Here is a 22,758-nt window from a genome sequence, read left to right on the forward strand (position 1 = left end):
CCCGCGGTCCTCTATCCACGTATGCGACCAGCCGTGACCGACCTCGACACGGGACAGGGCCCCCCGACGGCCATCCCGCTGCGCCACTTCCTCGTCGCCCTCGCCTTCCTCGCGGCCGGGATGGGCCTGTGGGTGATTCGACTGTACCCGACACCGCAGCGGGTAGCCCCGCCGCCCGCGGTGGTACACGCGGTCGTCGTGGGCTGGATCTGTCTCACCATCATGGGCGCGATGACGCAGTTCGTCCCGGTGTGGTCGGGAGTGCGACTCCACTCGACCCGGCTGGCCAGACTCCAGTTGCCACTCGTCGCCGGCGGGGTCGTCGGAATCGTGGCCGGGTTCTGGTCGATGACGCTCTGGCTGGTGCCCGCGGGTGGGCTCCTCGCCGGTCTCGGCCTCTGGCTGTTCACCTACAACATCTGGCGGACGCTCCCGCCCCGTGGCGACCGCGACGTGACGGAGACCCACTTCGCGGTTGCACTCGCCTTCCTCTCGGCGGTCCCGGCGGTGGGACTCGCACTCGGTGCGGGATTCCTCGACCCGGCCGTACTCGACTCGCTCCCTCCCAGGGACAGGCTCGTGTCGGCACACGCCACCATGGCGGTGTTCGGGGTCATCCTGCCGACGGTGTTCGGGGCGCTCTACCAGCTCGCGGTGATGTTCGCCGGGACGAGCCTCGACGAGCGTGACCAACGATTCCAGCGCGTGGAGACGGCGGTGTACCCACTGGGTGTCGGCGTGCTCGCGGCAGGTCGGCTGCTGGATTCGTCGCCGGTCGCCCGCCTCGGCGGTGCCCTCGTCCTCGTGGGTGTGGCCGCCTTCACCGTCGTGTTAGGTCGAGTGCTCCGTCGCCGGACCGTCGAGACCACGCCGACGCTGGCCCGGTACGGGGTCGTCGCCGTCGCCCTCGCGTGCTGGGTGGTCCTGACGGTCCCAGCGTGGGTGGGCGGCGACCCGACGGCGGCGACGGCCCGGTACGGCGGCACTGGTGGGGTCGCCCTCCTGCTGTTCGGCGGGGTCGCCGTCGTGGTCGTCGGGAGCCTCTATCACGTGATTCCGTTCCTCGTCTGGCTGGAGCGCTACAGCGACCTGCTCGGCTACGAGCCGGTGCCGATGGTCGAGGACCTGTTCGACCACCGGCTGGCGAGAGCCGACTTCTGGCTGGTGGTGGCCGGGACCGGACTGGTCGCCGGAGCCGACCTGCGCTGGGTCCCTGGAACGGTCTTCACCGGTGGGGTCGTGTTGCTGCTGACTGGCTTCCTGCTCGTGGCGGCCAACATGGGACTCGTCGTGCACCGGGATGCGGGCCAGCCCGACCGGGGCGCTGTTGACGCGGACTGAGCCGGAACGGTCGGAGAACGATATAAATCACCCTGACAATCGAGGCAGGGCACTGTTATCCCGGCTGGGACAACGTAGAGGTGTATCATGACAGACATCGCCGACCTGAACGAGTTCGAGTCGACCCCTCACGCGGAAGTGTTCGCTGCCCCCGGTCCTCGCGTGGTTCGGCTCCAGCTCGAAGCCGGAGACGAGATGCCCGAACACAGCCATCCGGGTGAGACCATCGTCCTGCACGTGCTCGCTGGTGAACTCGACCTCAGGCTCGACGGCGAACCGAATCATCTCCAGGGGGACGAACTGATCCGGTTCGACGGGGACCAGGACATCCAGCCGCGCGCCCTCTCGGACACGAAAGCGCTGCTGTTCTTCTGTACGACTGAGTGAGCAAGAAGCGAATCGGGTGGGTGGGACGAGACCCTGCACTCTGGTCCTGCCCGATCCCGGTTGCCTGCACCGACTGGGTGCCTGCACCGACTAGCGGTTCGCGCGCTCTCGAAAGAGACCCCCGAGGAGCCAGACGTGAGCCACGGCCCCGGCGAGTGCGCTGACACCGCCGAGGAGTTCGAAGACGGGGACGTCGAACGCGAGGCCGGTCACTCCCAGCACGAGCCCCACCAGCAGACAGGCGATCGCGCCGAGCGCCGTCCGGTCCCCAGCGCCCGGGAAGGTCCCGACCGCAGGCGGGTAGAACTGGTAGCTCACGCCGACGATGGTCAGCCCGAGGAAGCCGACGAGATTCAGGCGGGCATGTGCGAGCCCGAGGCCGGGCTGGAGACCACCCAGCGCGAACTGCAGGCCGAGGCCGACCCCGAGGCAGCCACACACTGCGCCCGCGAGCACGCCGTAGAACCCGACCCGACGGCGTTCGGACCGGTAGGAGAGCACCCCGAGCACGATGGCGAAGGCGACGACGGCCGAGGCTTCGAGGACGGCCCCGAGCCGGAACCACTGCCCGCTCGGGAGGTACGTGGCGATGAGCAACGGCCCACCTGCCGCGGCCGGAAAGACGAGCACAGGCGCGAACCGCGGCGGGGTGGCGACGAAGAAGCGCGGCAGCAATCGGAATCCCACGGCGAACACGAACAGTGCGCCGGTACCCGCCGCGAGCAGGTGGCTGGACCGGGCGAGGCTCCCATCGAACACCACCGGGAGACCGGTTTCGGCCGCGAGCACACCGTAAGACCCGAGCAGGAGATACACGAGAGCGACCGGGACGAACGCGTTCGCCACCCTGTCGAGTGCCTGCCGGTGCGTGTTCACGGCACCGGTCCCGGTCGCCGCACCGGAGAGGTCACCGCGGACCGTCCACAGCAGCGACCCGGCGAAGACGAGGACGCCGAGCGACCAGCAGAGCGCGCCGACTGTCCCGACCCACGCCGGGGAAGCCCGCAGTCCGTCGAGTGCAAGCAGGGCTGTCCCCCCGACCGAAAGCGGAAACTGGACGAATGGGGCGCGCGCCACGGCGAGTTCGCGGTCGAAGTACACCGGAATCAGCGAGTAGCCCTTCCCGAACACGGTGTGCAGGACGAACCCGAACAGGACGAGGACGACCTCGACGCGTCTCGGGGTGCCGATAAGCGCGGCGAGTGCCCAGACGAGGAGGAAGAGCGCGCCGGTGAACACGAACCGGCGGGCCCACCTCGAGACCGTGGCGGTCGTCATCGCGCTCAGTACGGTGCCTGCGGGCCGGGCCCGGGCGGGACGTCGGAGCCGGTGGGTTCGAGGGCGTCGAGTTCGTCCGGGTGCGGAATCTGGCCGGTCTCGCGGAACTCGGTCTCCAGGACCGAGAGCACGTCGTTCGCGGTTGCACTCGCCTGGTGGGACGGAGCGATTCTGACCCGCACGAGGTCGTAGTCGTGTCGGTCGGAGAGCCCGTTCAGGGCCCGGAACACGGCCGTCACGAGGGTCTGCCCCTGCGGGCAGAACTCGGTCGTCGGGGTGAACTCGACGCGGAGGACGCCCTCCTCGTCCGACGACTCGGCGTACCGGAATCCTGCATCGGGGTGTCGACTGTCCCGGTTGAGGCGCGCGAGGTTGTACCCGAAGGTCACGTCGTAGACGCCGCGTTCCTCGAAACACTCCCTGGCCACCGAATGGACCCTGACGTGCGCATCGCCGGTCAGCACCTCGTGGCCGGCGAGGAACGGTCCCGGGTCGGGGAGGTGTTCGAGGACGAAGGCGTCCTGGGGGTCGAACGGCTCCTCCGTGCCATCGTCGTCGCTGCCAGAGAACGGTGATGGGAACTGCATCTCGTCCGTGCCTACGGACGCCTGCGTGGTATGGTTGCGCACGAACATGTTCGTGCTCGCGGGACAGAAACGGGTGTCGCTCGAAACGGGCGACCCTCAATCGGCTGGGCCGCCGGTGCTCGCCTCGGGGTGGCGGTCCGGGAGCGGGCCGTCGTATCCCTTCGGCACGTACGGACAGAGCGGGTCGGCGGCGAGAGGGTCCCCGGTGACCGCGGCGGCACGGGACCGGCTCCCGCCACAGACGCCGCGGAAGGGACAGGCACCGCACTTGCCGCCGAGTTCGTCGGGGTCGCGCAGTCGCTGGAAGAGGTCGGCGTTCCGGTAGACGTCGACGACATCGTCCCGTCGGACGTTCCCGGCTGGGTGTGGCAGGAACCCGGACGGGTACACCTCGCCGACGTGACTGACGAAGGCGAACCCGTCACCGGCCTTGATGCCAGCGCGACGCCCGATGGCGTCGGCCGCCGGCCGGTCGGTTCCGTCGTCCTCCCCGGCCGATTGCTGGATGGCGACGCGCCGGTAGTGGGGTGCCTCGGTCGTCTTCACCCCGAACTCCGCAGACTCGCTCACCTCGTGGAGCCAGCGCATCACCGATTCGGCCGTCTCCGGGGAGACCGGGTCCAGCAGGGCACCGCGCCCGACCGGCACGAGGAAGAACACGGACCAGAGGACCGCACCGAGGTCGGCCACGAGTTCGCGGATCGCGGGGAGTTCGTCGACCGTCTGTGCACACACCGTCGTGTTGACCTGCAGTGGCAGCCCCACCTCGCGGGCGGCCCGCGCTGCCGCGACGGTGTCGTCGAAGCTCCCCTGCTCGCCCCGGAAGGCGTCGTGTGCCTCGGCGGAGCCGCCGTCGATGCTGAGGGCCATCCGACGAAGACCGGCGTCGGACAGGCGCTCGATTCGGTCGGGAGTGAGCGAGGACGTGCCACTGGGCGTGAGCGTCATCCTGAGCCCCTGCTCGGCCCCGAAAGTGACGAGCTCTGCGAGGTCGCCACGTGCCAGCGGGTCGCCGCCCGAAAGCACGACGAGCTGGCCGTCGCCGAACTCGCTGGCGTCTTCCAGGAGGCGCTTTCCTTCCTCGGTGGTCAGCTCGTCGGGGTGACGCTGTGGCTTCGCGTCGGCGCGACAGTGCTCGCAGGCGAGTTCGCACGCCTGCGTCACCTCCCAGACGAGCACGAACGGTCGTTCCTCGGTGTCGATGGTTGCCGGGTTCATGGTCACTCGACGGAGACGCGGGTGACGTGCCCGCCACAGCCGCACTGTTCGACGTACTCGCAGCTGATGTCGTCGCCGAAACGGTCGGCGAGGTGCTCGAAGAGGTAGGTCTCGGGATGCCCGTGGTCGCCGTGAGTCACCAGGTTCACGTGGTTCCCGGCTGCCGTGTGCTCGACCGCCTCCACGGCCTGTGCGAGCACGAGGTCGCGGTCGTCGGCGTGGGCCGGCCGCTCCAGGTTCGCCGACCACGAGTTGTCGTGGACGGTGTCGGTGACCGGGTCGACTGCGTCGTGCGAGACTGGTGCCATACGCGAGAGTCGTTCCGGGACCCACGAAACCCTCATCGCGAACATGTTCGTGGACACGGGGTGCGAACATCTTCGGGGCAAACGACCTATGCCAGCCACCGGAATGGACGAATATGGCGGCGAAGACAGATCCACCGACGCTGTCCGCGTTCCTGGAACGGAGCAACGCGCCGACCGACGGCAGCCTGGACCGGCTCGACGTGGCGGACCTACCGCCACCACAGCCGCTCACGAAGACGCTCGAGCACCTCGCAGACCTCGACGGCGGCGTGCTGGTCCAGTTCAACGACCGAGCGCCCAAACACCTCTATCCGAAGCTGAACGAGCGGGGCTTCCGATACGAGACAGAGGAGATCGCCGGGCGCATCGTGACCCTCATCTGGCGGGGGTGACGGTCGCCAGACATCGATTCCTCACCACCCACCCTCACCTCGGAGTCACCGCGGCCTCGGACCGCCGCCGGTGACCCACCTCACCTCAGTCGTTCCTCACACTCTTGCCCGACAGTCCTCACACTCTTGCCCGATAGTCCTCACACTCTTGCCCGATAGTCCTCACACTCTGCCTCGCCGAACCGCACACTCACCGCTTCGAAAAAGAGAGTACCTGGGCAGCGGCAGCTGTCACTGCTTGGGCAGCGTCGCGATGAACTCGGTGTCGCTCACCTGGTCGAGTTCGTAGCCCTCGGCGTCGAAGTCGTCGCGCTCGGCCTGTAGCTGGTAGTACAGCGGCTGGGGGTCGTGGTCGTTGACCAGCGTCAACGCCTCTCCCGAGTCGAGCGCGTCGAACGCCTCGAATATCTTCTCGTGGCGGTTCCGCGGTGCGTACTCACGTGCGTCGATGGTCGTCTCGGTCACAGGTGAACGGTCTCCGCGGTCCGTCGAAGTCGTTCTGCCGAACGTGTTCGTCGCCCGCGAGAGACAACCCGACCGTTCGGCCGAACATGTTCGTCGCCACTGTTTCCTCCCTGGGCCGAATACGTTCGGGTAGGAACGATGGCCCGAGCGAACCTGACTATCACCGTGCCCGAAGACGTCTGGGTCGGCCGCGTCTCCAGAGCGTACCCGAATGCCCGGATCCGCATCCTCGCCGCGCTCCCCGACGGCGACCACGGGGTCGCCCTGGCGGAGGTGACGAGCGACCAGCTCCCCGACCTCGTCGGTGACATCCGGACCGCGGAGATGATCGTCGACCTGGACCTGCTCCAGCACCATGGCGAGACCGCCCTGATCCAGTTCGAGACCACGACGCCGCTGTTGCTCCAGCCCATCAAGAGTTCGGGTATCCCACTGGAGATGCCGTTCGACATCAAGGACGGGCAGGCGAAGTGGGAGATAAACGCCCCGCAGGAGCACCTCTCCCGGCTCGGCGAGAAGCTCGAGGAGTTCGGTATCCCCTTCGACGTCGAAGAGCTTCGCCATCAGGTCGAACCCGACCCGGCACTCACCCCACGACAGCGGACCCTCATCGTCGAGGCAGTGGAGCGTGGCTACTACGATACGCCCCGGGAGTGCACGCTGACCGACCTGGCCGAGGCGCTCGACCTCGCGAAGTCGACCTGTAGCGAGACGCTGCACCGCGCGGAGGAGACGATAATCAAGGAGTTCGTGGCGGAGCTTCCCGACTCGCAGGTGTCGCGAGAGGACTGACGGACCGACTGGGGTCGGCGAACGGGGCGAACACGTTCGGACACCTTCTCAGGTCGCGGTAGCTGGCCTGTAGTGCATTATTACACCTGTTCGAACCACCAGATGAGATGGAGATACGACGACAGACGCTCGCGAAGATACTGGTACTGGTCTTCGTGTTCAACCTGGCCGTCATGGGCTTTGGTGCATGGTACTCCACCGAGAACGCGCCACCCATTCCGAAGGAGGTGGTCGGCCCGGACGGCCAGCAGGTGGTGACGGACGAACAGGTACGCACCGGCAAGACGGTGTTCCAGTCGGACGGCATGATGAACCACGGGTCCATCCTCGGGAACGGGGCATACTTCGGCGTGGACTACACCGCCGATGCACTGGACCTGAAGGTGCAACACATGCGGGAGTACTACGCCCGCGAGCGCCATGGCGAGTCCTACTCGGCTCTCTCGTCGCCCGAGCAGGCGGCCATCGACGAGGTCGTCCAGCGCGATCTCGACTCGGGAACCGTCGACGAGACCATCGAGTACTCCGCCGCGGAGATGTACGCGCACGAGCAGGTGCGTGAGGTCTACGTCGAACGCTACCACGAAGGCAGTCCCGAGCGAGGTGTGCCCGAGGGGATGGTCGCCTCCGAGGAGGAGGCCCGACAGTTCGCCGACTTCGCGATGTGGACGGCGTGGATGAGCCACACCGACCGACCGGGCAGCGAGCACTCGTACACGAACGAGTGGCCGTTCCAGCCCGCAGCCGGGAACACTCCCGGTGCCTCCGCGATGACCTGGAGCGTCATCGCGATGGTGCTGCTGGTCGCGGGCGCTGGTATCGGCGTCTGGCTCTACAAATCGGTCGACCTGCCCGAACCGTCGGCCGCCGGTATCGAGGTTCCCGACCCCGACGAGAGCGACCTGCTCCCGAGCCAGGCCGCGGCGGTGAAGTTCGTGCCGGTCGCGGCGCTGCTGTTCGCCGGACAGGTCCTGCTCGGTGGGTTACTGGCCCACTACTACGTCGAGCGCTCGGCGTTCTTCGGCATCGAGTCGGTGTTCGGCATCCCGATTATCGACCTGCTGCCCTTCGCACTGGCGAAGACGTGGCACATCGACCTCGCCATCCTGTGGATCGCGACGCTGTGGCTCGGCGCGGGGCTGTTCCTCGCGCCGCTGCTGACCGGCTACGAGCCCGAGAACCAGTCGCGCTACGTCTACGGGCTCCTCGGCGCGCTCGTGGTCGTGTCCGTCGGCGGCCTGACGGGCATCTACCTCGGCGCGAACGAGTTCTTCCAGGGTGACCTCTGGTGGCTCCTCGGGAACGAGGGGCTGGAGTACCTCGAGGTCGGGAAGGTCTGGCAGTTCGGGCTGCTGCTCGGCTTCGGCGCGTGGGCGGTCCTCGTCGCCCGCGGGTTCGGGCCACTGCTCGACCGTGAGCCCCGGTTCGGCCTCGCGCACATGATACTCTACGCCGGCGGGTCCATCGGCCTGCTGTTCGTCGCCGGCTTCATGTTCACCCCCCAGACCAACATCGCGGTGACGGAGTTCTGGCGCTGGTGGGTCGTCCACATGTGGGTCGAGGGTGCGTTCGAGTTCTTCATCGTCGCCATCGTCGGCCTCACCCTCGTCTCGATGAACCTGCTGGAGAAGCGGTCGGCCGAGAAGGCGGTGATGGTCGAGGCGCTGCTCGTGATGGGGACCGGCGTCATCGGTGTCTCCCACCACTACTGGTGGGTCGGGATGCCGGACGTGTGGGTGCCCATCGGGAGCGTCTTCTCGACGCTGGAGCTCATCCCGCTGGTGTTCATCCTCTACGAGGCGCTCAACGAGTACGGGGCGCTCTCGGCCAGCGGCGAGGACTTCCCCTACCGGCTCCCGTTCATGTTCATCATCGCCAGCGGGGTGTGGAACTTCGTCGGGGCCGGCGTCCTCGGCTTCTTCATCAACCTCCCGCTGGTGAACTACTACGAGCACGGGACCTACCTGACGGTCGGGCACGCTCACGCCGCGATGTTCGGCGCGTTCGGCTTCCTCGCGCTCGGGATGGCGACCTACATGCTCCGCCTCACCACGACCGACTGGAAGCCCAGACGTCTCCGGGCCGCGTTCTGGCTGTGGAACGTCGGCCTCGCGCTGATGGTGTTCGTCTCGGTGCTCCCCGTCGGCTTCCTGCAGCTCGAAGCCGCGTTCACCGCGAACTACGACGCGGCCCGGAGCCTGGCGTTCTACAACGGCGAGCTGGTCCAGTTGCTGTTCTGGGCTCGCCTGCCCGGTGACACGATGCTCATCGCCGGGACGCTGCTGTTCGCCTACGACGTGGTCGAGAAGCTGTTCGCCCAGCGTGAGGTGACGGCAGCCGACGAGTCCGACGGCGTCGTCGCGACCCGGATGGCAACCGACGACGACTGACGGCCCACGCTCGGCCTCGATTTTCACGCATACCTAACCTGTTCCGGTACAAGTCGATACGTCCTGAACACGTTCGTATATGTAGATGCGAAGGGCCACCCTCGCCGTCGTGCTCGTGCTGGTGCTCGTGAGCGCCGGCTGCGTGGGCTCGTGGCCGGGACAACCGGCTCCTGATTCGCCCGGCGGCGAGGAGGCTGGGACGACCGCGACCGTCACACGCGTCATCGACGGTGACACCATCGAGATCCGGTACCAGAACGGGACCGTCGACACGGTTCGATTGCTCGGCGTCGACACCCCGGAAGTCCACAAGGGAGTCGAACCGGAGGAGTATCCGGGCATCCCCGACAGCCTCGCGGGGCGTGACTGGCTTCGCAACTGGGGCGAGAACGCCAGCACGTTCGTCAAGCAGAACCTCGCGGGCGAGACGGTCCGGGTCGTCGTCGACCCGGAATCAGACGTTCGTGGCTACTACGGCCGCCTGCTCGCCTACGTCTACTACGATGACGGCGTGATGCTCAACGAGGAGCTGCTGCGGCGGGGCCTCGCACGCGTGTACGACTCGAAGTTCTCGAAGAAGGAGCACTTCTACGCGCTGGAAACCGAGGCCCGCGAGCAGGGTGTCGGCATCTGGGGCTTCGGCGGCGGCAGCGGTGCCAGCACGTCGGTCGAACTCTCGGTGGTCACCATCCAGGCTGACGCACCCGGCAACGACAACGAGAACCCGACGGGCGAGTACGTCACCTTCCGGAACACGGGCGACGCGACGGTCGACCTCTCTGGCTTCGTCGTCTCGGACGCGGCGAACCACGAGTTCGTCATCCCGGAGGGCGTGACGCTGGCCCCTGGAGCCGAGCTGACGCTCCGGAGCGGCCGCGGCCAGGACACCGAGTCCACCCTCTACTGGGGGAGCGACCGCGCCATCTGGAACAACGGCGGCGACACCATCACGGTTCGGACCGCCACGGGCCTGGTCGTACTCGAGGAATCCTACAGTTCGACGGGCTCGATTGTGGCCGATTCTGTAGATAGACGCCCCGAACCGCCAGAGTATTCGTTTTCTACTATCGTAGTAGTGTAGGGGAAACTATTAAGATAGTCAACGCCATAGAGGTAGTTGCGAAGGCCGAGCACCCCCGCTCGGAGGTTCACCATGAACGGAGCCAACCAGACCGTCAAGACGACCGACAACCGCCCGACGACCTACCGGTCAAACGGTGCCCGAACAGAGACGGACGAGTCCACCACTGCGGAACGTGAAGAGACCTCCTGTCCCGAGTGCGGTGCCGACAGTATCGCCGACGAAGAACACGGCGAGACGGTCTGCAACGAGTGCGGCCTGGTGCTCGCCGAGGGCAACGTCGACCGTGGGCCGGAGTGGCGCGCGTTCGACAAGGCCGAGAAGGACAAGAAGTCCCGCGTCGGCGCGCCGACGACCGGGATGCTCCACGACAAGGGCCTCTCCTCGGTCATCGACTGGCAGAACAAGGACGCCTACGGCAGCCAGCTCTCGGCGCGCAAGCGCCAGAAGATGCAGCGCCTGCGCACCTGGGACGAGCGTTTCCGTGCCACCAGTGCCCGGGACCGCAACCTGAAGCAGGCGCTCGGCGAGATCACCCGAATGGCGAGCGCGCTGGACCTCCCCGACAACGTCCAGGAGACCGCATCGGTCATCTACCGCCGCGCCCTCGAAGAGGACCTCCTCCCCGGTCGGTCCATCGAGGCCATGGCGACCGCGTCCCTCTACGCCGCGGCCCGGCAGAGCAACGTGCCCCGGAGCCTCGACGAGTTCGCCCCCGTGAGCCGCGTCGACCGCCGTGAGTTCGCTCGGGCGTACCGCTACATCGGGCGCGAGCTCGGCCTCGCCGTCGAGCCCGCCGACCCGGCCGAGTACCTGCCGCGGTTCTGCTCGGAGCTCGAGGTCTCCCACGAGGTCAAGACCCTCGCCCACGAGCTCATCGAGTCCGGCAAGCGCCAGAGCGTCCACAGCGGCAAGTCCCCGGTCGGCCTCGCCGCGGCGGCCATCTACGCTGCCTCCCTGCTGGCCAACGAGAAGTTGACCCAGAAGGAGGTCGGCGAAGCCGCCGAGGTCAGCGAGGTCACCATCCGCAACCGCTACAAGGAGCTCTTGCACGCGAACGACGAGAGCCAGCAGCAGGCGACCGCCTGACCCACCTGTCGGCACGCGCCGACCACCCCGATTCCGCTGTCCCATCCCCGAGACGCGCCATCCCACAGCCTGTCATCCACCCCAACCTCCCTTCCCGAAGCCATGTCGCGCGTCTCCCTCTCCCGTGTTTTCATACCCGACGAGCGGCCAGCACGGTCATTCGAGACCAACTACGACGGGAGTCCCCGCGGAGAAACGATTATAGAAGTCCCTTCCCAAGCCCCGGCTATCCACGCCACCGAGCCATGACCAACAGACACACCGATTCACCCGAGGAACTCGCCGCGGAAGCCGTCGACCTGCTCAAAGCCTTCGAACTCACCGAGTACGAGGCGAAATGCTTCACCGCCCTCTGTCGTATCGGACAGGGCACCGCCAAGGAGGTGAGCGAGGTCGCTGGCGTCCCCCAGGCCCGTGTGTACGACTGTATGGACTCGCTGCAAGAACGCGGCCTCGCCGACGCCCAGCAGTCGAAACCCCGTCGCTACCGGGGGACTGGTCCCGACGAGGCCGTCGACACCCTGGAGCGTCGTGTCGACGAGAAACTCTCTCGGCTCGGGGAGCTGCTCCCACAGCTCGGTGCCGACGCCCGCGAGGAGAAGGGCGGCGAGATATGGGTGACCGAAGGTGACGCGGAGGTCGCAGAGCGCATGGCTCGGCTCGTCGGAGAGGCAGAAACGGAGGTGTTGCTCGCGGTCGCGGTCGAGGACCTCCTCACCGACACCCTCCTCGACGCGCTCCGGGCTGCCACCACCCGCGGGGTGGCCGTGACGGTCGGCTCGCCCGCCCCGGCGGTCCGCGACACCGTCTCTTCGGGTGTCACCGGTGCCACCGTGGTCGAGACCTGGACGTGGTGGGAGTCACACCCCATCCGACCCGGCGCGATGAGCAGCGTCCTGATGGTCGACGGCCACTCGCTGCTCGTGAGCGCCGACGCCCCGACCGACCTGCCCGGGGTTCGAACCCATCGCGCGGTCTGGACCGATGGGGACGACGCCCCGCTCGTCAGCATGATGCGCCCGCTGCTCTCGCAGGCGATTGCGGGCGACGAGACGGCGACCATCTGACCGCAAAGTCCGCATTCACCGCCGACGAGAACGGTCAGAAACGCTTTGTACTAGTTCAGCCGACTGTAGTCATGCAATTATCACGACGACGGTTCCTCGCGGCGGCGACCGGCGGACTTGCGGCGACCAGCGGCTGTCTGGACATGGTCCTGGGCGAGGAGCAGTCCTTCGAGGCGACCGCGGCAGAGGTCGGGGCGGCAGCACTCGGCGAGACGAACTACGAGCACCTGGAGACCGAAGCGAACACCATCTCGGAGACGTTCGAGATCCAGGGGAACGAGCGGACGGTCACCCTGACGAACTACATCAGCACGTACCAGCGCATGGTCGACATCCCCGGAATCGGCGAGCAGCCGGCCGCGGTGTTCGCGACGCTCTCGACACCGAAGTTCGAGATCCTCGGCCGGACACTGAACCCCATCGCAGAGGTCGAGAAGGAAGAGCTTGCGAAACGGGCGCAAGACAGCTACGGGTCGCTTCGCGTAAAGGAGCTTCTCGGGACCCAGCAGGTCGACGTCCTCGGGGCGGCCCACGAACTCGCGACCTTCTCCGGCATCGCGGAACTGGCGAGCACGGAGTTCGACGTACATCTCGACATCGGCACGGTGCCACACGAGAAAGACATCGTGGTGCTGTTCGGGGGCTACCCCGCCGAGATGCAAGGGGAGGCGGAGAATATCTTGACGATGGTCCGGGGCGTCACGCACTGAGCCGGGGGACGGGGCAACCCGTCAGCTGCCGCCGTACTGTGTGAGCGTCGACTTGCCCCCGACGAGGACGAAGAACAGCCCGATACCGGCGAACAGGAGCGGACTGTTGGACTTCTCGTTCTTCAGGAAGGCATTGCCCGGCTGGTCGGGGGAGACGTACGCGGTGACCGTCGCACCCTCGTCGTAGTCCGCCACTGCGTCCCGGGCTGCCGACCGCGTATCGTAGCTCGGAGTCGTCTCCGCCGGGTAGAGGTTGGTACTCGTGTACGACTCACCCTCGTAGGTGTACGAGAACTCGACGGTCGGGGTGTATTCGACGTCGGTGCTGCTGCCGGCGGAATCGGACTCGACACCGACCTCGGTCATCTCCGCGTCCACCGAGACGGCGTTCTCCATCGCGTCGGATTGCTGGAGGTAGTCGTACGCGCCGAAGCCGGTCATCGCGAGGCCGACGACCAGGAACAGCACGGCACCACGGAACGTGCTCGGCCCGTCGACAGAGATGGTCGAATCACCGGACATCATACTGGTGGCCGTCGCCGGGGTCTGGTAAGTGAATCATCATAGCTCTCCGTGAAGCAGACCATGGATACTGATTGCGGTGCGAGGGGCTACTTTTCTCTGTCTTATCTTCTTTGTGATTCGATTCTGTCCGGAGTATTCCGGCCGGTCGGGACGACGAAACGGAACCGCCTGCCGAGAGTTTCGAGTTTAAATACTCGGGGGCGAAACCACGGCACATGGAACTCGACTACGTTCCCCTCGGTCGCACCGGGACGATGGTGAGCGAACTGGCCTTCGGGACCTGGCGCTTCGGTCGCGAGACCGAGGATGGACTCGAAATCGGCGAGGACCGCGCCTACGACCTGCTCGACGCCTACGAGGAGCACGGCGGCCGGTTCATCGACACCGCCGACGTGTACGGGGGCGGCAAGTCCGAGACGTGGATCGGCAACTGGCTGGCCGACCGCGACCGCGAGGACTACGTCATCGCCTCGAAGATATTCTGGCCGACACGCGAGGAGGACCCGAACGGGCGCGGCCTCTCTCGAAAGCACCTCCGACGCCAGATCGACCTGATGCTCGACCGCCTCGGGACGGAGTACATCGACCTGCTGTACATCCACCGCTGGGACGACGACACGCCCGCCGAGGAGTTCATGCGCACCCTGAACGAGTTCGTCGATTCGGGGAAGGTGAACTACCTCGGCGCGTCCACGTTCTACCCGAACGCCTGGAAGGTGGCGAAAGCGAACGAACTTGCCGAACGCCGCGGCTACGAACCGTTCACCGTGACCCAGCCCCGGTACAACCTCGTCGACCGCGAGGCGGAGGTGAACTACCTGGATATGTGTGCCGACTACGACCTCGGCATGTGTCCCTGGAGCCCCCTCGGGCAGGGCTTCCTGACCGGGAAGTACAGCCGTGACGACAGGAACCCGGAGGACTCCAAGGTCGCCAGCGAGGACCGGTTCCGTGACAACTACCTGACCGAGGAGAACTTCGATGCCCTCGACGAACTGCAGGCGGTCGCCGACGAAGTCGAGGCATCGCCGGCACAGGTCGCGCTCGCGTGGCTCATGCACCACGACCAGGTGTCCGTCCCGCTCATCGGCGCGCGCACGGTCGAGCAACTGGAGGAGAACCTCGGCGCGGCCGACGTCACCCTCACGGAGGCGCAGTTCGAGCGACTCGACGAGTCGAAGGACCACCCGCTTGCGGGTCTCTGAAGGCAAGAAACGCATCTGAAGGAAACAGGCAAGTAGGTCCGGCAAGAACTGGGCCTGAACCGAACCGCTCGCAATGATTCCTCGTTCTCCCGCCGACCCGGCATCCACCCCCGTGGAGATACTGACGGTCACGGACTCCGGGCTGGACGAGGCACTCACCGCCGAATCCCAGGAGTGGGGAGTGGAACTTACGCAGGCCGAGTCGCTGGACGCGGCACTCGACCGACTCGCTGACGGCGAGGCGTACGACTGTCTCCTCGTCGACTGGGACTGTTTCGACCGGGCTCCCGACGAGCTGTCGGCCCTCGCGGCATCACACGTCGGACCGAACCTGTTGGTCATCGTCGAGGAGATGACCGAATCGGTCGTCGACCGGGTCGAACAGACGATGACCGTCGAGTTCTTCCCGGTGGACGGCCCACTCGCGCTGCTCGTCAACCGTCTCAGGTTGCTCGCGCAGGCGAAACGCTCCCAGGCACAGTTGCGACAGGAACAGACGTTCGCGCGAACGGCCCTCGACGCCGTCTCCGACCTCTTCTACGTCCTCGACGAACACGGTGAACTGTCCTTCTGGAACGAACGAACCGCGGCGGCGACCGGCTACGATTCGGAGTACCTGGCGTCCGCACACCTCACCGACCTGCTGACAGACGAGGACGGAACCCGCATTCGTGACGCACTCGGACGGGTGATGAACGGGCGCACCGTGACGGTCAGGGCCACACTCGACAGGGCAGACGGGCAACGGATTCCGTACGAGTTCACGATTGCACCACTGCGACAGGACGACGACGTGGTCGGCACCTGCGGCGTCGGGAGGGACGTCCGCGGGCGCGAACGCCGGCTCGACCAGCTCAAGACGAGCCACCGGCGGTTCGAGGCGGTGTTCGACGACCCCGTCGCGTTCATGGGGCTGCTCTCCCCCGATGGGACGCTCATCGACGTGAACGACCGGGCGGTCGGCTTCATCGACGCTGGACGCGGTGAAGTCCTCGGACGGACGTTCTGGGAGCTGCCCTGGTGGCAGCACTCGGAGCACGAGCGAGAGCGTGCCAGACGGGCGGTCTCCCGGGCTGCAGACGGTGAATTCGTCCGGTTCAAGACGACGAATCGAGGCGAGGGCGACGAGCTGGTGTACCTGGATTGTTCGCTCCGCCCGGTCGCGACCGACGATGGGACGGTGCGCTCTATCATCGCCGAGGGCATCGACATCACCGAACAGGTGCTCGCGACCAGGGAGCGCGAGTTACTCCTCGACACCATCCAGGCGGCCGCACAGGCGACGACGTTCGACCACGCGCTGGAAGAGACGATCAATCGCGTCGTCGAATCGACCGAGATGGTGTACGGCGAAGGCTGGGTCGAAGACGGTGACGTACTGGGTCTGGCAAAGTCGTGGTACAGCACAGAGGAGACCTCGGCTCCGTTCGGTACTCGAAGCGAGACCCTCACGTTCGACGTCGGCGAGGGACTCCCGGGGCGCGTCTGGCAAACCCGGGAACCGGAGTGGCTGACGTCCCTGACCAACACCGGGGACAGCGCGTTCGCCCGAACCGACCTCGCACACGCCCACGGACTGCAGTCGGCCGTCGGCGTCCCGATTCTCGGTGAGGGGAACCGACCTGTGGCTGTCCTGGTGTTCATGGCCGACAAGCCGACCGACCGTGACGAGCGCTTCCTGAAGCTCCTCCGGTCCATCTCCACCCACCTCGGCGCGGTCCTCCAGCGCCGCCTCGCACAGGACGACCTGGAGGCCGAGCGCCAGCGACTCGACCGCATCCTCGCGACGAGCCCGGTCGGCATCGTCGTCCTCGGCCCCGGGGGGGCGGTACGACGCGAGAACCGACGCGCCCACGACATCCTCAGACTCGACTCCGACCAGACCATCGCGGACTCGTTCCAGGAGCGGTCGTGGCTGCTGACCGACGAGATCGGTGAGCCACTCGACGGGGACGAAATCGTCTTCGAGTCCGTCCGTGAGACCGGCGAATCGGTGTTCAACGAGGTCCGGATCGTCACGCACCCGTCGGGAGAACGTCGGTGGTTGCTGTTCAACGCTGCACCGGCCGACAGCGTGACCGGGACGGAGGTCATCGTCTCGTTCTCGGATATCACCGCCCAGAAAGAGCGCCAGCGCGTCCTGCAGAACCAGGCCGAGCGCGTGAGCGTCCTGAATCGCGTGCTCCGACACGACCTGCGGACGAACCTGACGATCATCGGTGGGGTCGTCGACCTCGTCCGGGAGCGCGGCGAGGCCAGGCCGGACCAGCTCGAGACCATCCAGCACTCCATCGACCATCTGGCCGAGGTGGGCAAGCAGGCACGCGAGATCGAGCAGGCGTTCGAACGGACCGGCCGGGTCCGGGTGTCCGTGGACGAGATGGCCGAGGCGGCGGTCACGGCCGCCAGGGAGACACACCCGGCGGCGGAGTTCGTCCTCGATTGCGAGTCGGTGCCGGCGGTGTCGGGCCACGAGCGGTTCCGGCTGGCCCTCGACCACCTGTTGGACAACGCCGTCACACACGCTGACACCGAGGCACCGGCGGTCCACGTCGACGTCTCACAGGTCGACGACGCCCACGTCGCGGTCACCGTCAGCGACGACGGCCCGGGCATCCCCGAGAACGAGGTTGCGGTCCTGGAATCGACCGAGGAGACACCGCTGGTGCACTCGAACGGCCTCGGCCTCTGGTTCGTCCACTGGCTCGTCTCGAAGTCCGACGGTGAGTTGGCCATCTGGAACGACGACGGGGCGCACGTGCGGATGACGCTCCAGGTCGCGTCCGTCACGGAGGACACCGAGAGTGACGGACGTGGGACTGCGGAATCGGAGGACAGCACTGAGAGTGGAAGTGATGCGGAAGCGGACGACTGAAGCCGGTTGGTGGGCGAACCGACCTAGCGGTTCGCTCTGGTCGCGAACTTCTCGCGAACCTTCTCGATCTTGGGCTGCGCGTGGAAGGTGCAGTAGGTGTCGTTCGGGTTCTTCTCGTAGTAGTCCTGGTGATAGTCCTCGGCCTCGTAGAACGTCTCCAGGGGCTCGACCTCGGTCACGATGTCGTCGTCGTAGGCTCCTTCAGCTTCGAGTTCGGCGATGAAGCCCTCGGCGAGTTCCTGCTGGTCCTCGTCGTGGGTGAAGATGGCCGAGCGATACTGGCTGCCCACGTCGGGCCCCTGTCGGTTGAGCTGGGTCGGGTCGTGGACGGTGAAGAAGACCTTGAGCAGGTCCTCGTACCCGAGTACGTTCGTGTCGTACTCGACCTGGATGACCTCGGCGTGGCCGGTGTTCCCGGAGCAGACCTGTTCGTAGGTCGGGTCCTCGACGTGCCCGCCGGCGTAGCCGGAGGTGACGGATTCGATGCCGTCGAGTTCCTCGAACGCGGCCTCGATACACCAGAAGCAGCCACCGCCGAATGTGGCACTGTTCGTCGTCATGGGATGAAGTAGGGACTCGAAGCCTAAAGACACACAGGCACCGGAAAGGCGGGAACCGGACCGGCCGGGACGAGGGCGCTAGCTGACACCTATCATGCTAATGCGCAGAACTAAGTCACCCCCCGGAGTGTACTGATAGAAATGGGCCAAGACGACGCTTCCCGGCAGGCGGAACGGTTGCGGGACGCGGCCATGGACGACCCGACAGACCCGATGGGGCTGGCGGACGACCTCGCCGCGCTCGCCGCACACGACCAGCCTGCTGTCCGTCGTCTCGCGGTCGAAGGACTGTGCGAACTCGCGGAGACCAGTATCGACCCCGTCGAACCGGTACTCGACGTGGTGTTCGACGCGCTGGACGACCCCGATTCGGAGACGGTTCGAGAGGCCGTGAACGTGGTCGCAATCGTCAGCGACGAAGACCCGTCGCTGGTCCAGCCGGTCGCCTCCGACCTCTGTCGACTCCTCGAGGAGGACCGCAGGGGGACCAGCGAGGCCGCCGCCGTCGCACTGTGGCCGATCGCCTGGACGACGCCCGGAGAGGTCGTCGAGGCGGTCGACCCGCTCCGCCGGCTCCTCACCCGACCGGAGCAGGCCACTCGCCTGAGTGCGGTCGCGGTGCTCCGTGGAATCGCCTCGGAGCACCCGGAGGTCTGCGTCCGAGCGACCGAGGACCTCATCGAGCGGTGTTTCGACCGCCGGCAGAACGTCCGCGTCATGGCGACCGCCGCGCTCGGCCCGCTCGCGACGGTGTTCCCGGGACGCATCCAGCCAGCCGTCCCCCGACTGGTCCGCTGTCTCGATGACGGCGACGGCCGGGTCCGCCAGAACGTCGCCGCGGTCGTCCAGCAGATCGTCAAGGCGTACCCGGAGGTCTCGCTGGACCACCACGCCGCGTTCGTCTCACTGCTCGACGACGAGAACGAAGAGACCCGCACGAGCGCCTCGAACGTCCTCACGACGGTCGCCGACTACCGGCCGGGTGTCCTGAGCGACCATCTCGAGACGCTGGTTCGTGCCACCGGCGATGAGGATACACGCGTCGCCGCGAACCTCTACCTGGGACTGGCGACCATCGGCTGGACACAACCTGAGGAACTGGTAGACCACCTCGACCCGCTCGCCGACGGGTTGACGCGAACCGAGGGCGTGAGTCACAACGCCGCCTACCTGCTCGGCGTGCTCGCCGAGACCTACCCGGTGGTCGTGGCGGACTACCTCGACGCCCTGTTCGAACAGCTCACCGGCGGTGTCGACCGGGTGAGCCGGAACGCGGCCTGGGCGGTCGCGGTCATCGCAGAGGACCAGCCAGCCGCAGTCGAGCGGTACCGCCACCTGCTGGTGCAGGCCCTGGACGATGACTACGTCGCCGTCAGGGGGAACGCCGGCATCGCCCTCGGCCTGCTCGGAAATCCACCCGAGACCGCCGTCGAGGCCGTCCTCGACATGCTCGCCGACGGGGGCGACCCCCACGACGTTCGCCTGGCGAGTAGTGCTCTCGTCGCGCTGACCGACGCGAGCACGCAGGTCTCGGTCGGCGACCTGCCGGTCGAAGCCGTCCTCGACCTGCTCTCGGCCGACAACCCACAGGTCAGGGCGAACGCGTGTATCGCGCTCGGAAACCTCGGCGTCCAGACCGCCCTCGACGACCTCTACGAGTGCCAGACCGACACCGAACCGGAGGTCAGGGACGCTGCAAAGTCCGCCGTGGAACAGGTCCACGGCCGGCGGGCGGATTGACGGTGAGAGCGGCGAATCGGGCGACGGTATTTTTATTAACTAATAGCGAGTAGCCGTGGTGCCAGAACAGCACATATCGCTTCAGACACTCGTATTCAGCAACCCCAATAAAGAATTGTACCCACGTTTGTTAATTAAAACCGATTCTCCGGGTGCGTCGGGAGCGTCAACAGAATCGGTCCGCAGCCGACGAGATCAGTCCGAATTGCGCTCGGTTTCGACCTCGCGCTCGCCCGACTCGGCAGCGTCGGTTTCGGGTGGCGCATCCTCGACGGGTTCCGCCACATCGTCGTCCATCGCTGCCGGCTCGTCGGCCGGGGCAGCGTCGACCGACATGTCGTCGTCCATCTCGTCGCCGACGACGGCGCGTCGAGTCTCCTCTTTCACGCCGGTGATCTCAGCTTCCAGTTTCTCTCGGCCCTTCTGGTACTCGCCCATCGCTTCACCGCTCGCTCGTGCCAGCTTCGGCAGTTTGTCCGCGCCGAAGAGGAGAACGACGAGCAGAAGCACGACGATGAGTTCGGGGCCGCCGATGCCTCCGATGAACAGCGGTATCGTCACCATTCTATACTCAGAGAAGCGATGCTCGAAGATAACCCTTCTACCGAGGAAATCCGATAACTCGCGGGTCAGGCGCTTACACGGTCGAACGGGTCGGGTTCAAGACCGAGGCGTCACGGGGTCCGCCGCGGTGACTTAGCGCCAGACACGCGAGTAGGGCTGGACCACGACGTCGGTCCGAATCTCCGACAGCTGGTCGACGGTCGGGGCGTTCACGATGGTGACGCGGGTGCCGTCGAGGGTGACGTGGAAGGCGTCGGCGAACGGGCCGCGCTCGATGACCCACGTGTTCTGGCCCACACGGTCGGCACGGAACTCCTCGAGGACGTCGGTGTACGCCTCGTAGAACTCCCGTGCGTCGGTGGTGGTGTCCCACTCGGTGGCCCAGACGTACCCGTACTCGCCCTCGTTGTGGTACGGGACGATGCGGTCGCCGGCCCAGCCAGCAGAGGGCTTGCTCACGTAGTTGTAGGTGTCGTAGCTGGACTCGACGTTGGTGATGTCGTAGGCACTGATGACGCGGGAGTTCTCCTCCTTCGCGAGGTGGTAGAACATCGCGTAGATGGACGCCTCGCCGAGGACGTCCGCACCCTCGTCACCGGATTCGAACCGGGCCCAGCCGCCCGTGGTCGCGTCGGTAACCTCGACGCGGGTCGGGCGGTCCGTGTTGGCCGGGTGGATGACCGCCTCGGTGGTCGTCGGCATGTTCTCGAACGAGTACGTCACGGCCTGCCAGCCCTTCTGCTGGACCATGTAGTCCATCCAGACGGGACCGTCGGAGTAGGGCTGGAAGATGGCGATGAGCAGCCCGGTCGCCGGGGACTCGCCGCTGGTGTCCGCGCCGGTGTTCGGCGGGCTCTGGGTGCAGGTCCAGGTGGTGCCACAGTGCTGCTTGTACAGCGCCGTGATGTAGTTGGCCTCACCCTCGACCACGCCGTTGCGGGCGAGCTGTTCGTCCTGGACGTCCTTCAGCGAGGAGGTCAGGTCGAAGTGCTGGTCCTGCAGGGCGTGGACCATCTCGTGGACGAGCACGTTCGGGTCGACCGTCGGCTGGTCGGGGTCCGTCGAGACGATTATCATCTCGTCGGTCTTCGGTGCGTAGTAGCCGAGCACGTTCGAGCCGAACAGCTTGTTGAACTCGTCGGAGATGTTCTCGTCCTCGCCGACGATGAACAGCGCCTCCCAGACCTGGTTGTTCCACAGGGAGTGGTCCTCGGTCTCGTTGGAGCCCTCTGCGAGCTGTTCACGGTACTCCGCGCGGGAGATGATCTTCACGTCGACCGGTTCGAGGTACTCCAGCCCGCGGATGTACTCCACGCGAGCCATCGTCACCGCGACCAGGGCGTCGAGTTCGGCGTCGGAGACGCCGTCGCTCTGGTCGATGAGGACGGTCTGGTTGTACCAGTAGCCGGCCTCGTAGCCGATGATGCCGTCGTCCTCACTGCCGATTGGCGTGCCCTCACCGCCGTCCTCGATGGGGACGCCGCCATCGGTCGTGCCGCCGGTGTCACCGGGGATGACGTCGGGGTCGCCACCCGCCGAACTGTCACCGCCTTGCTGGCCGGCGTCCGAGCCACCGTCGTTTGCAGGGGCATCCGAGCCGCCGTCGGTGCCTGGGGCGTCGCCCCCGCCGGACGGCCCGTCGGTGTCGGGCGTGTCGGGTGTCCCGTCAGGGGATGGGTCAACGGCCGGGTCGCCGCCGTCGCTGCCGCCAGCCTCAGGGTCGGAGACGTCGGGCTCACCCGCACCGGAGCCGCCGTCGGTGACAGGTGTGTCGGGACTGTCCGGGTCGCCAACGGCCGGTTCGTCGGGCGTGTCGACATCGGGCGCGGGGGTGTCAGTCCCGGTCGCCGGGCCGTCCACGTCGGGGCTCTCCCCACCGTCGCTCCCCTCGCCCGCAGGTGGTGTCACGTCCGGTGTGGGTGCGGGGTCATCGACGACCGGTGGATAATCGTCGTCTGGTACGGCGCTCACGGGCGCGTCGTCGAACGAGACGAAGACAACGGTACCCGAGAGTAACACGAGGAGTGCGAGAAGCACTGCTGGGACCCCCTTCATGCGTATAAAAACGGTATTTTGTCTGATAAGGCTTTCACGCCGCGTCGTAACGGGGTAACGACAGAGAACCATCAGGTAAGTAGAAAGGATATGAAGCCTGTGCGTCTATATCACACACGAGTGATGTAC

Annotated in this window: 21 protein-coding genes; 12 read left to right on the forward strand and 9 right to left on the reverse strand. The window is 66.6% G+C overall.

Annotation, left to right across the window (positions count from 1 at the left end):
- Positions 1–21: 21 nt before the first annotated feature.
- Positions 22–1,341: a hypothetical protein gene (locus ACSC1S_RS20490; protein ID WP_435365944.1), complete on the forward strand. Its 1,320-nt coding sequence runs from the start codon at positions 22–24 to the stop codon at positions 1,339–1,341.
- An 87-nt stretch (positions 1,342–1,428) separates the two neighbouring features.
- Positions 1,429–1,728 (forward strand): cupin domain-containing protein, encoded by a 300-nt coding sequence (locus ACSC1S_RS20495; protein WP_261652988.1) that lies wholly within the window; start codon positions 1,429–1,431, stop codon positions 1,726–1,728.
- 90 nt (positions 1,729–1,818) lie between these two features.
- Here ACSC1S_RS20495 and ACSC1S_RS20500 read toward each other — a convergent pair whose 3' ends face one another.
- Genes ACSC1S_RS20500 through ACSC1S_RS20515 form a run of 4 tightly spaced genes read right to left on the reverse strand, consistent with a single transcriptional unit; the run spans position 1,819 to position 5,119 of the window.
- Positions 1,819–3,006 (reverse strand): hypothetical protein, encoded by a 1,188-nt coding sequence (locus ACSC1S_RS20500; protein ID WP_435365945.1) that lies wholly within the window; start codon positions 3,004–3,006, stop codon positions 1,819–1,821.
- 5 nt (positions 3,007–3,011) lie between these two features.
- Positions 3,012–3,641, reverse strand: coding sequence for a DUF7998 family protein (locus ACSC1S_RS20505; protein ID WP_435365946.1), 630 nt, complete (start codon positions 3,639–3,641; stop codon positions 3,012–3,014).
- 48 nt (positions 3,642–3,689) lie between these two features.
- Positions 3,690–4,811, reverse strand: coding sequence for a TIGR04053 family radical SAM/SPASM domain-containing protein (locus ACSC1S_RS20510; protein WP_435365947.1), 1,122 nt, complete (start codon positions 4,809–4,811; stop codon positions 3,690–3,692).
- 2 nt (positions 4,812–4,813) lie between these two features.
- On the reverse strand, positions 4,814–5,119 hold the full coding sequence (locus tag ACSC1S_RS20515) for a CGCGG family putative rSAM-modified RiPP protein (RefSeq protein WP_261652992.1): 306 nt from the start codon (positions 5,117–5,119) through the stop codon (positions 4,814–4,816).
- Between the two features lie 113 nt (positions 5,120–5,232).
- Between ACSC1S_RS20515 and ACSC1S_RS20520 the strand changes: the two genes are divergently transcribed.
- Positions 5,233–5,511, forward strand: coding sequence for a DUF2249 domain-containing protein (locus ACSC1S_RS20520; RefSeq protein ID WP_435320468.1), 279 nt, complete (start codon positions 5,233–5,235; stop codon positions 5,509–5,511).
- 231 nt (positions 5,512–5,742) lie between these two features.
- On the opposite strand, the gene ACSC1S_RS20525 is transcribed toward ACSC1S_RS20520, so the two are convergent.
- Positions 5,743–5,976: a DUF2249 domain-containing protein gene (locus ACSC1S_RS20525; RefSeq protein ID WP_261652994.1), complete on the reverse strand. Its 234-nt coding sequence runs from the start codon at positions 5,974–5,976 to the stop codon at positions 5,743–5,745.
- Positions 5,977–6,114: 138 nt separating this feature from the next.
- Between ACSC1S_RS20525 and ACSC1S_RS20530 the strand changes: the two genes are divergently transcribed.
- From ACSC1S_RS20530 to ACSC1S_RS20555, 6 genes are all read left to right on the forward strand, one after another.
- Positions 6,115–6,768, forward strand: a complete 654-nt coding sequence (locus ACSC1S_RS20530; protein WP_435365948.1) for a helix-turn-helix domain-containing protein — start codon at positions 6,115–6,117, stop codon at positions 6,766–6,768.
- Positions 6,769–6,875: 107 nt separating this feature from the next.
- Entirely contained in the window at positions 6,876–9,158 is a 2,283-nt protein-coding gene (locus ACSC1S_RS20535; protein WP_435365949.1) for a nitric-oxide reductase large subunit, read from the forward strand.
- A gap of 85 nt (positions 9,159–9,243) precedes the next feature.
- On the forward strand, positions 9,244–10,239 hold the full coding sequence (locus tag ACSC1S_RS20540) for a thermonuclease family protein (protein WP_435365950.1): 996 nt from the start codon (positions 9,244–9,246) through the stop codon (positions 10,237–10,239).
- A gap of 72 nt (positions 10,240–10,311) precedes the next feature.
- On the forward strand, positions 10,312–11,328 hold the full coding sequence (locus ACSC1S_RS20545) for a transcription initiation factor IIB (protein ID WP_435365951.1): 1,017 nt from the start codon (positions 10,312–10,314) through the stop codon (positions 11,326–11,328).
- Between the two features lie 245 nt (positions 11,329–11,573).
- Positions 11,574–12,395, forward strand: coding sequence for a TrmB family transcriptional regulator (locus ACSC1S_RS20550; RefSeq protein ID WP_435365952.1), 822 nt, complete (start codon positions 11,574–11,576; stop codon positions 12,393–12,395).
- A gap of 71 nt (positions 12,396–12,466) precedes the next feature.
- Positions 12,467–13,105, forward strand: a complete 639-nt coding sequence (locus tag ACSC1S_RS20555) for a DUF6517 family protein (protein ID WP_435365953.1) — start codon at positions 12,467–12,469, stop codon at positions 13,103–13,105.
- A gap of 21 nt (positions 13,106–13,126) precedes the next feature.
- On the opposite strand, the gene ACSC1S_RS20560 is transcribed toward ACSC1S_RS20555, so the two are convergent.
- Positions 13,127–13,627, reverse strand: a complete 501-nt coding sequence (locus ACSC1S_RS20560; protein ID WP_435366014.1) for a DUF3592 domain-containing protein — start codon at positions 13,625–13,627, stop codon at positions 13,127–13,129.
- 218 nt (positions 13,628–13,845) lie between these two features.
- On the opposite strand from ACSC1S_RS20560, the gene ACSC1S_RS20565 reads away from it, so the two are divergent.
- Positions 13,846–14,835 carry an aldo/keto reductase gene (locus ACSC1S_RS20565; RefSeq protein ID WP_435365954.1) on the forward strand — a complete coding sequence of 330 codons (990 nt, stop codon included), beginning with the start codon at positions 13,846–13,848 and terminating at the stop codon, positions 14,833–14,835.
- A gap of 73 nt (positions 14,836–14,908) precedes the next feature.
- Positions 14,909–17,710: a PAS domain-containing protein gene (locus tag ACSC1S_RS20570; RefSeq protein ID WP_435365955.1), complete on the forward strand. Its 2,802-nt coding sequence runs from the start codon at positions 14,909–14,911 to the stop codon at positions 17,708–17,710.
- A gap of 23 nt (positions 17,711–17,733) precedes the next feature.
- Here ACSC1S_RS20570 and msrA read toward each other — a convergent pair whose 3' ends face one another.
- Positions 17,734–18,270 (reverse strand): peptide-methionine (S)-S-oxide reductase MsrA, encoded by a 537-nt coding sequence (gene msrA, locus ACSC1S_RS20575; protein ID WP_435365956.1) that lies wholly within the window; start codon positions 18,268–18,270, stop codon positions 17,734–17,736.
- A 141-nt stretch (positions 18,271–18,411) separates the two neighbouring features.
- Between msrA and ACSC1S_RS20580 the strand changes: the two genes are divergently transcribed.
- Positions 18,412–20,010, forward strand: coding sequence for a HEAT repeat domain-containing protein (locus ACSC1S_RS20580; RefSeq protein WP_435365957.1), 1,599 nt, complete (start codon positions 18,412–18,414; stop codon positions 20,008–20,010).
- A gap of 195 nt (positions 20,011–20,205) precedes the next feature.
- Here the strand turns inward: ACSC1S_RS20580 and tatA are convergent, their stop codons facing one another.
- Entirely contained in the window at positions 20,206–20,574 is a 369-nt protein-coding gene (gene tatA / locus ACSC1S_RS20585) for a twin-arginine translocase TatA/TatE family subunit (RefSeq protein WP_435365958.1), read from the reverse strand.
- A 132-nt stretch (positions 20,575–20,706) separates the two neighbouring features.
- Entirely contained in the window at positions 20,707–22,629 is a 1,923-nt protein-coding gene (locus ACSC1S_RS20590) for an Hvo_1808 family surface protein (protein ID WP_435365959.1), read from the reverse strand.
- Between the last annotated feature and the right edge of the window lie 129 nt (positions 22,630–22,758).

Source organism: Haloarchaeobius pelagicus (assembly GCF_051207375.1).
Taxonomy (GTDB): Archaea; Halobacteriota; Halobacteria; order Halobacteriales; family Natrialbaceae; genus Haloarchaeobius.